The sequence below is a fragment of the Aeromonas sp. s3 genome, assembly GCF_040907805.1.
GTDB classification, from domain to species: Bacteria; Pseudomonadota; Gammaproteobacteria; order Enterobacterales; family Aeromonadaceae; genus Aeromonas; species Aeromonas dhakensis.
On sequence record NZ_JBFOCQ010000034.1, the window covers coordinates 1 to 13,857 of the forward strand.

A 13,857-nucleotide genomic window follows, 5' to 3' on the forward strand; every position below is an offset into this window, starting at 1 on the left:
GTACTGCTTTCAAAATGGTGCGCCCGAGAGGATTCGAACCTCTGACCACCTGGTTCGTAGCCAGGTACTCTATCCAGCTGAGCTACGGGCGCTCATAAACTTTTGATTTTGCTTTAAATGGTGCGCCCGAGAGGATTCGAACCTCTGACCACCTGGTTCGTAGCCAGGTACTCTATCCAGCTGAGCTACGGGCGCCCTGATTTAAAGCGATAAAAAAAGCTTACTCAACAGTAAGCCTTTTTTCAGTTGTACCGGCTTGCTGATTGCCAGTACATGACTCATCGTGAGTCTAATATGGTGCGCCCGAGAGGATTCGAACCTCTGACCACCTGGTTCGTAGCCAGGTACTCTATCCAGCTGAGCTACGGGCGCAAATGGCGGAGAAGGGGGGATTCGAACCCCCGATGCGGGTATAAGCCGCATACTCCCTTAGCAGGGGAGCGCCTTCAGCCTCTCGGCCACCTCTCCGTTTGCGGGGCTGATAATACTTCACAGGGATTTTTAGTCAAACACTTTTTTGGAGAAAAAAGCGCGTTCGCTCAGCATTTGGCCAAAGCGTGGAATATTCAAGCAATATCGACACTTATCCCGCTCTTTTGCTCCCTACAGCACGATTTTCAGCACCCCAGAAAAACAAAAGGCGACACATGAGGTGTCGCCTTGTCACAGCCATTGATGCCGCTTAGAAGCCGGATTGGCCCGGAACTTTCTCGGCCTGGATGCGCTGATAGATCTCTTCGCGGTGCACGGAAACTTCTTTCGGTGCGTTCACGCCGATACGAACCTGGTTGCCTTTCACGCCCAGCACGGTGACAGTCACTTCGTCACCAATCATCAGGGTTTCCCCTACACGACGAGTCAAAATAAGCATTCGCTTGCTCCTGTATCCTGTTTTGTATTTATATCGATATGCGACATTATCTTACAAAGATACCGATATGGTAAATGGTTGAAACTAAATCAATCAGGGATTGTTTCCCAAGGGCTGCTCATGAGGCTCCTGATCCAGCCCAAAAGCGGAGTGCAAGGCACGCACTGCCAGCTCCAGGTACTTCTCGTCAATCACCACGGATATCTTGATTTCAGAGGTGGAAATCAACTGCATGTTGATCCCCTCCTCGCCCAATACCTTGAACATGGTGCGGGCGACGCCAGGATGGTTCCACATCCCGACTCCGACGATGGAAACCTTGGCGATCTCACCGTTGCCCTGTACGCAGGCGGCCCCCAGATCGCTGGCGGTCTCCTCCAGCAGGGCGCGCGCCCGGCGATAGTCATCGCGATTCACCGTGAAGGTGAAATCGGCGGTGCCATCGCCCAGCGTGTTCTGCACTATCATGTCGACATCAATGTTGGCGTCGCTGATCGGATTCAGGATCTGCGCTGCCACGGTGGGCCGGTCCGGCACACCCAGAATGGTCAGGCTGGCTTCGTTGCGATTGAACGCTATCCCGGATACCAGGGGAGCTTCCATCCTCTCACCTCCATATGTGATTAACGTTCCCTCTCCCTCGACAAAGCTCGACAGCACCCGCAGCGGCACGCGGTACTTGCCCGCGAACTCCACCGAACGGATCTGCAGCACCTTGGCGCCCAGGCTGGCCATCTCCAGCATCTCCTCGAAGGTGATGGTATCGAGACGACGCGCCTTGGGCTCGATGCGCGGATCCGTGGTATAGACCCCGTCCACGTCGGTAAAGATCTGGCACTCATCGGCCTTGATGGCCGCCGCCACGGCGACCGCCGTGGTGTCGGAGCCACCGCGCCCCAGGGTGGTGATGGCATTGTGCTCGTCACGACCCTGGAAGCCCGCGATCACCACCACCTTGCCCGCGCCCAGTTCAGCCTGAACCCGGTCGGTGTCGATGTGGGTGATGCGGGCCTTGCCATAGGCGGAATCGGTGTGAATGCGAACCTGATCACCGGTCATCGAGACCGCGGGGCAACCGCGTTTGTTCAACGCGATGGCCAGCAGCGCTATGGTGACCTGTTCACCGGTGGAGACCAGCACATCCATCTCGCGCCGGTTGGCATCAGGATCCAGCTGCTGGGCCATGCCCAGCAACCGGTTGGTTTCGCCCGACATGGCGGAAACAACCACCACCACGTCATGTCCCTGGGCGCGGGTCTGTTCGACCCGCTCAGCTACCGCCTCGATCCGCTCCAGCGTGCCGACCGAGGTGCCGCCGTACTTCTGTACATAGAGTGCCACAGATCACCTCGCCCGATTACAGGCGCTCTTCCAGCCAGGAGTGTACGGATTGCAGGGCCGCCGGCACTGCCTCAGGCTGGGTACCACCCGCCTGGGCCATGTCGGGACGACCACCGCCCTTGCCACCCACCTGCTGGGCCACCAGATTGACCAGCTCACCGGCCTTGACCTTGCCGGTCAGGTCGTTGGTGACACCCGCGATCAGGTTGACCTTGCCCTCGCCGCTGGTGGCCAGCAGCACCACGCCAGACTTCATCTGGTTCTTCAGTTCGTCCAGCATGCCGCGCAGGGATTTCGGATCGGCCCCTTCCAGCGCTGCAACCAGCACCTTCTGGCCCTTGATCTCGATGACCTGACCCAGCAGGTCGTTACCGGCCTGGGCGGCCAGCTTGGCCTTGAGCTGCTCCAGCTCGCGTTCCATCATCTTGGCCTTGTCCAGCACCTGGCGAACCTTGTCAGCGATGCTGAACTGATCGCCCTTCACCAGCGCGGCAGCCTCTTCGATCTGCTCACCGACCTGATGCATGAAGTCGATGGCGGCCTTGCCGGTCACCGCTTCGATGCGGCGCACGCCGGCGGCGATGCCGCTCTCGGCGATGATCTTGAAGAAGCCGATGTCACCGGTGCGCTTGGCGTGGGTACCGCCGCACAGCTCGGTGGAGTAGTCGCCCATGCGCACCACGCGCACGTCGTCTTCGTATTTTTCACCGAACAGCGCCATGGCGCCGGCCGACTTGGCCTCTTCCAGGCCCATCAGCTGGGTGATGATTTCATGGTTGGCGCGGATCTGGTTGTTGACCAGCTCCTCGACCCGGCGAATGGTCGCCATGGTCATCCCCTCGAAGTGGGAGAAGTCAAAGCGCATGCGCTCGGCACCCACCAGAGAGCCTTTCTGGGTCACGTGCTCACCCAGCGCCTGACGCAGGGCCGCGTGCAGAAGGTGAGTCACCGAGTGGTTCAGGGCTATGGCCTGACGACGCTCGCCATCGACCACAGCCTCGACCTCGGCCCCTTTCTCCAGGGTGCCCAGCTCCATGTAGCCCTTGTGGATGATCGCCTTGCCCGCTTTGACGGTATCGGTCACGGCAAAGATGCCGTCATCCACTTTCAGGGTGCCGCTGTCGCCGATCTGGCCGCCGGATTCGGCGTAGAAGGGGGTCTGCTCCAGCACGATGACAGCTTCGTCACCGGCGATGAGACCGCTTACCTCGTCCACGCCCTTGTAGATGCCGACCACACGGGTGCGCTCGGTCAGAGTCTTGTAACCGGTGAAGGGGGTCTCGAAGTCGAGTTTGAGCATCTCGTTGTAGTTCACGCCGAAGCTGGATGCTTCTTTGGCACGAGCACGCTGCTTCTCCATCTCGGCCTTGAAGCCCTCTTCGTCGATGCCGATCTCGCGCTCGCGCACCACGTCGGCCGTCAGGTCGGCCGGGAAGCCATAGGTGTCATACAGCTTGAACACCACTTCGCCCGGAATGACCTTGGCGTCGCCCAGGTTGGCTAGAGCGTCTTCCAGCAGCAGCAGACCGCGATCCAGGGTGCGGACGAACTGTTCCTCTTCGATGCGCAGCACACGCTCGACCAGCGGCAGCTGGGCGATCAGCTCGGCAGCGACATCCTTCATCTGGGCTGCCAGCTCGGCGGCCAGCTTGTAGAAGAAGACGTCGGTGGCGCCCAGCTTGCGACCGTGACGCACGGCGCGGCGGATGATGCGGCGCAGCACATAGCCACGACCTTCATTGGACGGCATGACGCCGTCAGCCACCAGGAAGGCGCAGGAGCGGATGTGGTCCGCGATGACGCGCAGGGACTGGTTGCTCAGATCGGTGGTGCCGACGATCTCGGCCGCTTTCTTGATCAGCGCCTGGAAGATGTCGATCTCGTAGTTGGAGTGAACCCCCTGCATGATGGCGGAGATACGCTCCAGACCCATGCCGGTATCCACGGACGGACGCGGCAGCGGCTCCATGGTGCCATCAGCCTGACGGTTGAACTGCATGAACACCACGTTCCAGATCTCGATGAAACGGTCGCCATCCTCTTCCGGTGAGCCGGGACGGCCACCCCAGATGTGATCGCCGTGGTCATAGAAGATCTCGGTGCAGGGACCGCACGGGCCGGTATCGCCCATGGCCCAGAAGTTGTCGGAAGCGTACGGGGCGCCCTTGTTGTCACCGATGCGCACGATGCGATCGGCCGGCACACCGACCTCTTTTTCCCAGATGTCGAAGGCTTCATCGTCAGTCGCGTAGACGGTCACCAGCAGGCGCTCTTTCGGCAGTTGCAGCACCTCGGTCAGGAAGCCCCATGCAAACTTGATGGCATCCTGCTTGAAGTAGTCGCCGAAGCTGAAGTTGCCCAGCATCTCGAAGAAGGTGTGGTGACGAGCGGTATAGCCGACGTTTTCCAGATCGTTGTGCTTACCACCGGCACGCACGCAACGCTGGGAGGTCGTCGCGCGGTTGTAGGCACGCTTGTCTGCGCCAAGGAACACGTCCTTGAACTGGTTCATACCCGCGTTGGTAAACAACAGGGTCGGGTCGTTATGCGGTACCAGCGAGCTGGAGGAGACAACCTGGTGCCCCTGGGAACGGAAATACTCGAGAAACGCAGCGCGTATCTCAGACGTGGACATATACATGGAAAATCCTGCTTGATTCGAATACGGACTTTTAACCGCATTAATGTAAGTTTTCTGCGGGGTAAAGTAAAACGGACAGGGCCGCCACGGGCGAAAAAGCGCACATAAACGGGCCGGAAAAGCGCCCCGCAGCCAACCGCGGCTTTTTTCACCATCAACAGGAGAAAAAGCGGCATGAAAAGAGGGTCAAGACAGGGAGAACCCGGCTTTCATCAATCTGAGCTGACAAGCCTATGAACAGGCAGGAAAAATCTTGCACAGGCGTCATAATGGCCTGGTCGGCAGGTGGAAACCGGCGACCAGGCGCCGGCAAACCGGAAATGAAGAGAGCGAGTGTACGGCGATGGGGCTCTCGTCTCTCGAATCATCTCAAGATCCCAGCACAAACATCGCCGTTCTACTCCTCCCGCTCCTGCAGGACAGAGATGGCATAACGGGCCTGATCCTGGCTAAAGCCGCGCCCCAGCAGATACTTGAGCCACTTCATCCGCAGCTTGAAGTCGGCCAGGTCGGCTAGGTTGGCCCGTCGTTCCAACAGCTCGAAGGCGAGTTCGAACCAGTCCAGCTCGGGTTGCTCGAAGGCGGCATCGATCTGGCCATCGTCCAGCCCCTTGCGGCGCAGGTCGAAACGGATCTTGAGCGGGCCATGCCCCTTGGCGGCGCCCGCCCGTACCGCCATGGCACCATAGCGCTCGTCATTGACCCAGTTGTAACCGCGGCAGTAGTCGACTACCGCCTCGATCACCTCTTCCTGATAGCCCTGCTGGCGCAGTCGTCTGGCCAGCTCCGACTCGGCACTTTCGCGACGGGCCAGGCTGCGCATGGCGTAGGCACGGGCGGCCGCCAGCTGCTCTGCAAAGGTCGGCTCGGCGGGCTCAACCGGTTCGGTAACGGATTCATCGACCATAAATGACAAGGCCGGGTATCAACCCGGCCTTCCTTTCGCTCTTATTCGAACTCTTGTTCGTTTTCGGCTTCAAACTCGTCGTACTCGGCAGCGGAGGGCTTCTCCTCCACCGGCGCGGCACCGGAGAGCAGCAACTCGCGCAGTTTGGCTTCCACTTCGCCAGCCAGCGCCTTGTTCTCGGCGAACAGCTTCATGACGTTGGCCTTGCCCTGACCGATCTTCTCGCCGTTGTAGCTGTACCAGGCACCGGCCTTGTCGATCAGCTTGTGCTTGACGCCGAGATCCACCAGCTCGCCCTCTTTGGAGATGCCGGCACCGTAGAAGATCTGGAATTCGGCCTGCTTGAAGGGAGGGGCCACCTTGTTCTTCACTACCTTGACGCGGGTCTCGTTACCGACCACTTCGTCACCTTCCTTGATAGCGCCGGTACGGCGGATATCCAGACGCACGGAGGCGTAGAACTTGAGCGCGTTACCACCGGTAGTGGTCTCCGGGCTGCCGAACATGACGCCAATCTTCATCCGGATCTGGTTGATGAAGATGCACAGGCAGTTGGCGTTCTTGATGTTGGCGGTCAGCTTGCGCAGCGCCTGGGACATCAGACGAGCCTGCAGGCCAACGTGGGAGTCACCCATCTCGCCTTCGATTTCCGCTTTCGGAGTCAGGGCCGCCACGGAGTCGACGATGATGACGTCAACCGCGTTGGAACGCACCAGCATGTCGCAGATCTCCAGCGCCTGTTCACCGGTATCCGGCTGGGAGATGAGCAGGTCGTCGACGTTGACGCCCAGCTTGGCAGCATAGATGGGGTCGAGTGCGTGCTCCGCATCGACGAAGGCACAGGTCTTGCCCTTCTTCTGGGCTTCGGCAATCACCTGTAGGGTCAGCGTGGTTTTACCGGAAGATTCCGGGCCGTAGATCTCGACGATACGACCGCACGGCAGACCACCGATCCCCAGCGCAACGTCCAGAGAGAGGGAGCCGGTGGAGATGGCTTCGATGTCCATGGTCTTGCTGTCGCCCAGACGCATGATGGAGCCTTTGCCAAACTGCTTTTCGATCTGACCCAGCGCAGCCGCCAGTGCCTTCTGTTTGTTCTGATCCATGCCAATCTCCGCTGGAAATCGTGAGTAAGAAGTGAAGTTGGGCTAAGTATACTGTCTATTCATACAGTATCAAGCCCAATTTATCTGAGCAGGGCCAACAGACCCGACAAGGCCTGTCTCACCGCCTGCTGGCGCACCTGCCGGCGGTCGCCGTCGAAGCGGGCAAGCAGGGAGTGATGACGTCCCGAGCTATCCGCCCAGGCAAACCAGACGGTACCGACCGGCTTGCCTTCGGTAGCGCCGCCGGGGCCGGCGATGCCGCTGATGGCCACACTGATGGAGGCAGACGAGTGGGCCAAGGCGCCGCGGGCCATCTCCAGCACTACCGCCTCGCTCACGGCGCCATGCCGCTCAAGGCTCTCGTCGCTCACCCCCAGCATCTGCTGCTTGGCCTCGTTGGTGTAGGTGACAAAGCCGCGATCAAACCAGCCGGAGCTGCCCGCGATGTCGGTGATGGCGCTCGCCACCCCGCCGCCGGTGCAGGACTCGGCAGTCGCCGCCAGCCAGCCGCGCTGGCCAAGGGCTCGCCCCAGCTCGATGGCGAGGTGCTCTATCTCTGCGTCCAGTTTCATCGCGACTCCCTCTCTGATGCGTGCAAGAGGCACATTATGCGATCCCACCGCCGCCTGCCGCAACTGAACGCCACTCACCAGGCTGATGCCTCTGCCTACACGGAGGGTCGTGATCCCCGACCTCCCCCGCCACGCCGCTTATGTGTAGAATGGCGCCATCAAGCTCAAGGCTCATCACCGCAGACACAGGCCCGCAGAGGCCCCTTCTGGAATAGCACATGACCGCACAACACCAAGCCACCGGCGCCACGCCAGGCGCCAACCTCAGCGCCCACACGCCCATGATGCAGCAGTATCTGACCCTCAAGGCCGAGAACCCGGAGATCCTGCTGTTCTACCGGATGGGCGACTTCTACGAGCTGTTCTATGACGATGCCCGCAAGGCCTCCCAGCTGCTCGACATCTCCCTGACCAAGCGTGGCCAGTCGGCCGGCAGCCCCATTCCGATGGCAGGAGTGCCCTATCACGCCATCGAAGGGTATCTCGCCAAGCTGGTGCAACTCGGCGAATCGGCCGCCATCTGTGAACAGGTGGGGGATCCCGCCACCAGCAAGGGGCCGGTGGAGCGCAAGGTCATTCGCATCATCACCCCTGGCACCGTCTCTGACGAGGCGCTGCTCAGCGAGCGGCAGGACAACCTGATCGCCGCCGTCTACCACGATGGTCGCCGCTTCGGCTACGGCACCATGGACATCGGCTCCGGCCGCTTCTTCATCAACCAGTTCGAGAAAGAAGAGACCCTGCTGGCGGAGCTGCAGCGCACCAACCCGGCCGAGCTGCTCTACCCCGAATCGTTCGCCTTCCTGCACCACGTCGAGGGTCGCCGCGGTCTGCGCCGCCGCCCGGAGTGGGAATTCGAGCTCGGTACCGCCCGCAAGCTCTTATGCCAGCAGTTCGGCACCCAGGATCTGGTGGGCTTCGGGGTCGAGCAGAGCGAGACCGCCCTGTGCGCTGCCGGCTGCCTGATGCAGTACGTGAAAGACACCCAGCGCACCGCCCTGCCCCACATTCGCAGCGTGCGCCTCGAGCAGCCCGATCATGCGGTCATCATGGATGCCGCCACCCGCCGCAATCTGGAGCTGACCCAGAATCTGGCCGGCGGCCATGACAACACCCTCTCCGCCGTGCTGGACTGCACCGCCACTCCTATGGGAAGCCGGCTGCTCAAGCGCTGGATCCACCAGCCGATCCGCGACCGGGTGATCCTCAAAGGACGCCAGAGCACCATCAAGGAGCTCATCGAGCAGAACCTTTACGACGAGCTGGGCGGTTTGCTGCGTCAGGTCGGCGACGTGGAGCGGGTGCTGGCGCGCCTGGCCCTGCGCTCTGCCCGTCCGCGTGACCTCACCCGGCTGCGCCAGGCCTTCGCCCAGCTGCCGGAACTGCAGCGCTTGCTTGCGGGCAGCGAGCACGAGGCGGTGCAGCAGCTGCGCGAGCGGGCCAGCACCTTCCCCGAGCTGTTCGACCTGCTGGAGCGCGCCGTGATGGAGGTGCCGCCTGTGCTCATTCGCGATGGCGGCGTCATCCGCGAAGGGTTCAACCAGGAGCTGGACGAGCTGCGGGATCTGGCCAACGGCGCCACCGCCAGCCTGGCCCGCATCGAGGAGCGCGAGCGGCTGCTGACCGGCATCAACACCCTCAAGGTAGGTTACAACAAGGTGCACGGCTTCTATATCGAGGTGAGCCGTGCCAACAGCCACCTGGTGCCGGCTCACTACATCCGCCGCCAGACCCTCAAGAACAACGAACGCTACATCATCGACGAGCTGAAGAAGTACGAGGACAAGGTACTCACCGCCCAGGCCCAGGCGCTGGCGCTGGAGAAACGCCTCTACGAAGAACTGCTCGATGCCCTGCTGCCACACCTCGGCGATCTGCAGGAGTCCGCTGCCGCGCTGGCGGAGCTGGACGTGCTGGCCAACCTGGCCGAGCGGGCCGAGACCCTCGACTACCGCTGCCCCACCTTGATCGACGAGGATCAGATCCTGATCGAGGCGGGCCGCCATCCGGTGGTGGAGCAGGTGATGACCGACCCCTTTATCGCCAACCCCATCCGGCTGGAGCGGGAGCGGCGGATGCTGATCATCACCGGCCCCAACATGGGCGGTAAATCGACCTACATGCGCCAGACTGCGCTGATCGTGCTGCTGGCCCATATCGGCGCCTTCGTGCCGGCCGACAGCGCCCGCATCGGCCCCATCGACCGCATCTTCACCCGCATCGGGGCATCGGATGATCTCGCCTCCGGCCGCTCCACCTTCATGGTGGAGATGACCGAGACCGCCAATATCCTCAACAACGCCACCGCCCGCAGTCTGGTGCTGATGGACGAGATCGGCCGCGGCACCAGCACCTACGACGGCCTCTCGCTGGCGTGGGCCTGCGCCGAACAGCTGGCGAGCAAGATTGGCGCCTACACCCTGTTTGCCACCCACTACTTCGAGCTGACCCGGCTGCCGGAGCTGATGAGCGGGCTAGCCAACGTCCATCTGGATGCGGTGGAGCACGGCGACACCATCGCCTTCATGCACGCTGTACAGGAGGGGGCGGCCAGCCGATCCTACGGTCTGCAGGTAGCGGCGCTGGCGGGGGTGCCGAAATCGGTGATCCAGCAGGCCCGTCACAAGCTGCACGAGCTGGAGAGCGCCACCCCGGTGGCCGCCGGCGAAGTGCGCCCGGCCCCGGTCGCCCTGCCGCCCCAGAGCCATCCGGTAGTTGATGAGCTGGAAGCGGTGCGCCCGGACGAGCTGACCCCGCGCCAGGCGCTTGACCTGCTCTATCGCCTCAAGCAGATGCTGTAAACCGTCACCAACACAGCAATAAAAAGGGGAACCGTGAGGTTCCCCTTTTCGTTTTCATGGTTCGGCCTGTCGTCAGGCCGGCCCTATCCTGTCCATCAGGCTCATGTGGCTGGAGCCCTCGTGGCGCTTGAGCTTCTGGCGATACTCGAACTGGTGCTGACTCTCCTGCTTGAGGCCCAGCATCAGGGAATAGCACATGGCCAGCATGATCACCGAGAAGGGCAGCGCGGCTATGATGCTGGCGGCCTGCAGGGCGGCCAGTCCGCCGGAGACCAGCAGAATGGCGGCCACCAGCCCCTGACCCAGCCCCCAGACGGCGCGGTGCAGCACGGGGGGATCCTGATCCCCGATGGAGAGCAGGGTCGTAATGACCAGGGTGCCCGAGTCGCTGGAGGTGATGAAGTAGGTGCAGATGAGCAGGGTCAGCACCCCCTTGGCGATCCAGCCGAAGGTCTCCCAGTGCAGCAGCTCCACCGTCTTGTAGAGCGCCAGGGTGACATCCTGATTGACCGCGGCCACCACGCCACCACTGCCGAACAGCTCCAGATTCATGGCAGTACCGCCGAACACGGTGAGCCAGAACATGCCGAGCAGGGAGGGCACCAGCAAGACACCGAGCACGAACTCGCGGATGGTACGCCCCTTGGAGATACGGGCGATGAACATGCCGACAAAGGGCGCCCACGCAATCCACCAGCCCCAGTAGAAGGCGGTCCAGCTCGACTGCCAGGCCGAGGTGCCGTTGGCCTCGGTATTGGTCCAGAAGCTCAGCTTGACGATGTTCTGCAGGTAGTCACCTATGTTCTGCACATAGGCGTTGAGGATGTAGGTGGTCGGCCCCAGCACCAGGAACAGGCCCAGCACGAACACGCTCAACCAGATATTGAGCTCGGAGAGGATCTTCACCCCGCGTCCGACGCCGGAGACCGCCGACAGGGTGGCGATCAGGCTGATGCCGCCGATGAGCCAGAGCTGGTTCGCCTGCGATACTTCCATGCCGAACATCTGGTTGAGGCCGGTATTCATCTGGGAGACCCCCAGGCCAAGGGAGGTCGCCACCCCGAACACGGTACCAAACACCGCCAGCACATCGGCGGCGTGACCCCAGAAGCCGTAGATGCGATCGCCGAGCAGCGGATAGAGCACGGAACGGATGGCCAGCGGCAGCTTGCGCCGGTAGCTGAAGAAGGCGAGCGACAGGCCGACGATCACGTAGATGGCCCAGGGGTGCAGGCCCCAGTGGAAGAAGGTGAGACGCATGGCGATCTGGGCCGCCTCCGGGGTCATCCCTTCGGTGACGAAGGGGTTGCCCTGCAGGTGGTACATGGGCTCGGCGATGCTCCAGAACACCAGCCCTATCCCCATGCCGGCGCTGAACAGCATGGCGAACCAGGCGAAGTAGCCGAATTCCGGTACCTGGTCGTCGTCACCCAGCCGGATGCTGCCGAAGCGGCTGAACATCAGATAGATGGCGAAGAACAGGAACAGGGCGACCACCAGGATGTAGTACCACTTGAACCCGGCGATGATCTTGTCCTTGGCCCCCACGAACCAGGTGGCGGCGGTTTCGGGGACGAACATCCCGAACAGCAGGAACAGGGTGATGACGGTGAGCGCCGTCATGGCCATGGTCGGGTTGAGTCCTTTGAACAGCCCTTTGTTTGCTCTCATCTGGCCTCCTTAGTCGTTGTTGAAAAAGTCTTCACCCACGTGATCACCGGCGCCGCCGATGGCGCGGTAGACCAGCTTGCCGGCCGTCTGCGCTCTGTGGTCCACCAAGCTGACGGAGGGCTGACCGTTCACCGCGTGGCGCTTGCCGAGGAAGATGGCCATGGGCACGCCCAGGTTGGAGATGCCGCTGGTGATCCAGAGCCGGTTGAAGTCGTAGGAGCCGCCGATGAACTCCAGCTGGGCCAGCCCGGTATCGAGGCCGGTCAGGTAGAAGTTCATGGCGCTCTCGTCCGGGAAGAGGTGCACCAGTACATAGGCATAGCGCAATTCGTTCACCAACTCCTTTAGGTTGAAAGAACCAGTCTCACTGCAGGAGAGCGGCAACTCACCGTCGTAGTGATGCACCTTGAGGTTGTTGGGATCTTCGTCATAGGCGGGCTGGTAACGCACGAAAGCCGAGGTATCAGGCAGTTCATAGCGGACTCTGACCACTCGAAGGTCGGCCACCAGCGCTTTGATGTCCAGTTCGTCACTCATCATCTTGCTCCTCGAAACAGCAGGGGAAAATAGGGGGAAAGCTCATTACCCTAACACAAAATAATTAGAGCAGAAAAGATTACAGTAAAAACCATATTGACCTTGTGACGAATTAGGCGGAGAATTTTGCGCCTCCCAATCACCCCTCGACGATTTCATACCCCATGGAAAAACATGATGAAGTGTTGGTCGCCCTGCGCCAGATCATTCGTGCCATCGACATGCACTCCAAGCGCTTGATCAAGGAGGCAGGCCTGACCTCGCCCCAGCTCTTGCTGCTCAAGGGGATCGACGAGCTGGGTCAGATCTCCATGCGTCAGCTGGCGGATCACACCAACATGAGCCAGGCCACCGCCACCACCATCATGGACCGCCTCGAGAGCCGCCAGCTGGTGCAACGCATCCGCAGCGAAACCGACAAGCGCAAGGTGCATGCGACACTGACTGACGCAGGCCGAGCCCTGCTGGCCCAGGCGCCGACCCCGCTGCAGGAGCGCTTCATTCAGCGTTTTCAAGCACTTGAGACTTGGGAGCAGACCCTGCTGCTCTCCTCTTTGCAGCGTATCTCCACCATGATGAATGCCGATGAGATAGACGCGGCCCCGGTGCTGAGCGTCCGGCCCCTCACCGAAGAGCGGGCATAAAAAAAGCTCCCGAACGGGAGCTTTTTTTATGGGCCGAGACGAGCGGGATCACTCTTCCAGGCTGATGCCGATATTGGAGACGCCGTCCTGGGCGGCGAAGGCACGCACGGCCAGGATGCGGTCGCTGTCACGCTCGTGGGCAACCCGCTTGAGCAGCTCGACCTGGAACTCCAGCTCGGCCTCCATGTATTCGTGCTCGTAGAGCTCTTCGTCGGTGAGGTCGCGCTCTTCCAACATCTCGATGAAACCGGCGACCGTACCGACCGAGGCATGGCTGGCGTCGTTGGCCTCTTCCCCTACCCGGCAGATCACCGAGTTGTAGGCGCAGCCCAAGGCGACACAGGCATCCAGCGCCGGATAGGCACCGTAGGATTCGAACTTGCTGGGTTCCGGAATGTAGACTTCGAACGCTTCCAGAATCGCCCCCAGATTGACCCGGGATCCTTTCACCGTCAGGTAGTTCCACATCTGATCCAGGGCGTGACGAAATGCCTTCGCATCCCCGAAACCGGAGGCCTGGGAAAACAGCGCATAGTTGGGGTACATGCGCTCTGCCAGCGCCAGGGTGTAGACCGTCTGTTGCCAAGGCTGTAGCTCGGCCAGTCGCTTATAAAACTTGTCACCAAACACTGGAGTCGGATCCTTTGCAAAATGTGGGGCAGATTGTAGCCCACGAGGGGCCGCGCGAAAACGAAAAAGCGGCCTGGTCGGCTATGTTGGCCGGTCAACTCGGGTAAGATGAAGGCAGAGCGGCCTCTCTCCCGCG

General features: G+C 61.3%; 11 protein-coding genes and 4 tRNA genes. 2 read left to right on the plus strand and 13 right to left on the minus strand.

The annotated features are described in order from the left end of the window. Positions 1-15 precede the first annotated feature (15 nt). From AB5Y98_RS20675 to pncC, 10 genes are all read right to left on the minus strand, one after another. A tRNA-Arg gene (locus AB5Y98_RS20675) sits at positions 16-92 on the minus strand. Between the two features lie 26 nt (positions 93-118). Continuing rightward, positions 119-195: transfer RNA gene (locus AB5Y98_RS20680), tRNA-Arg, on the minus strand. A gap of 100 nt (positions 196-295) precedes the next feature. After that, positions 296-372, minus strand: a tRNA-Arg gene (locus AB5Y98_RS20685). Positions 373-375: 3 nt separating this feature from the next. Continuing rightward, a tRNA-Ser gene (locus AB5Y98_RS20690) sits at positions 376-468 on the minus strand. 214 nt (positions 469-682) lie between these two features. Continuing rightward, a complete protein-coding gene (gene csrA / locus AB5Y98_RS20695; RefSeq protein ID WP_005305164.1) occupies positions 683-871 on the minus strand; it encodes a carbon storage regulator CsrA in 189 nt (62 codons plus the stop codon). Positions 872-964: 93 nt separating this feature from the next. Then, positions 965-2,212: an aspartate kinase gene (locus tag AB5Y98_RS20700; RefSeq protein ID WP_368232829.1), complete on the minus strand. Its 1,248-nt coding sequence runs from the start codon at positions 2,210-2,212 to the stop codon at positions 965-967. Between the two features lie 16 nt (positions 2,213-2,228). Beyond that, positions 2,229-4,853, minus strand: a complete 2,625-nt coding sequence (gene alaS, locus AB5Y98_RS20705) for an alanine--tRNA ligase (protein ID WP_017778332.1) — start codon at positions 4,851-4,853, stop codon at positions 2,229-2,231. A gap of 397 nt (positions 4,854-5,250) precedes the next feature. Further along, on the minus strand, positions 5,251-5,760 hold the full coding sequence (locus tag AB5Y98_RS20710) for a regulatory protein RecX (protein ID WP_368232955.1): 510 nt from the start codon (positions 5,758-5,760) through the stop codon (positions 5,251-5,253). A 41-nt stretch (positions 5,761-5,801) separates the two neighbouring features. Then, positions 5,802-6,866, minus strand: a complete 1,065-nt coding sequence (gene recA / locus AB5Y98_RS20715; RefSeq protein ID WP_005305178.1) for a recombinase RecA — start codon at positions 6,864-6,866, stop codon at positions 5,802-5,804. A gap of 80 nt (positions 6,867-6,946) precedes the next feature. Next, positions 6,947-7,438: a nicotinamide-nucleotide amidase gene (gene pncC, locus AB5Y98_RS20720; protein ID WP_017778334.1), complete on the minus strand. Its 492-nt coding sequence runs from the start codon at positions 7,436-7,438 to the stop codon at positions 6,947-6,949. Positions 7,439-7,656: 218 nt separating this feature from the next. Between pncC and mutS the strand changes: the two genes are divergently transcribed. Beyond that, the gene (mutS, locus tag AB5Y98_RS20725; protein WP_124249310.1) at positions 7,657-10,239 is read left to right on the plus strand and encodes a DNA mismatch repair protein MutS; all 2,583 of its coding nucleotides are present in this window, start codon (positions 7,657-7,659) and stop codon (positions 10,237-10,239) included. A gap of 72 nt (positions 10,240-10,311) precedes the next feature. Here the strand turns inward: mutS and AB5Y98_RS20730 are convergent, their stop codons facing one another. Together AB5Y98_RS20730 and AB5Y98_RS20735 are read right to left on the minus strand one after the other, a co-directional pair. Then, positions 10,312-11,910 carry a BCCT family transporter gene (locus AB5Y98_RS20730; RefSeq protein WP_017778335.1) on the minus strand — a complete coding sequence of 533 codons (1,599 nt, stop codon included), beginning with the start codon at positions 11,908-11,910 and terminating at the stop codon, positions 10,312-10,314. A gap of 9 nt (positions 11,911-11,919) precedes the next feature. Beyond that, on the minus strand, positions 11,920-12,447 hold the full coding sequence (locus tag AB5Y98_RS20735; protein WP_017765335.1) for a hypothetical protein: 528 nt from the start codon (positions 12,445-12,447) through the stop codon (positions 11,920-11,922). 164 nt (positions 12,448-12,611) lie between these two features. Between AB5Y98_RS20735 and AB5Y98_RS20740 the strand changes: the two genes are divergently transcribed. Further along, positions 12,612-13,091 (plus strand): MarR family winged helix-turn-helix transcriptional regulator, encoded by a 480-nt coding sequence (locus AB5Y98_RS20740; RefSeq protein ID WP_005305194.1) that lies wholly within the window; start codon positions 12,612-12,614, stop codon positions 13,089-13,091. A 48-nt stretch (positions 13,092-13,139) separates the two neighbouring features. On the opposite strand, the gene AB5Y98_RS20745 is transcribed toward AB5Y98_RS20740, so the two are convergent. Next, complete coding sequence (locus tag AB5Y98_RS20745) at positions 13,140-13,721, minus strand: YjaG family protein (RefSeq protein WP_005305197.1); 582 nt, start codon at positions 13,719-13,721, stop codon at positions 13,140-13,142. Between the last annotated feature and the right edge of the window lie 136 nt (positions 13,722-13,857).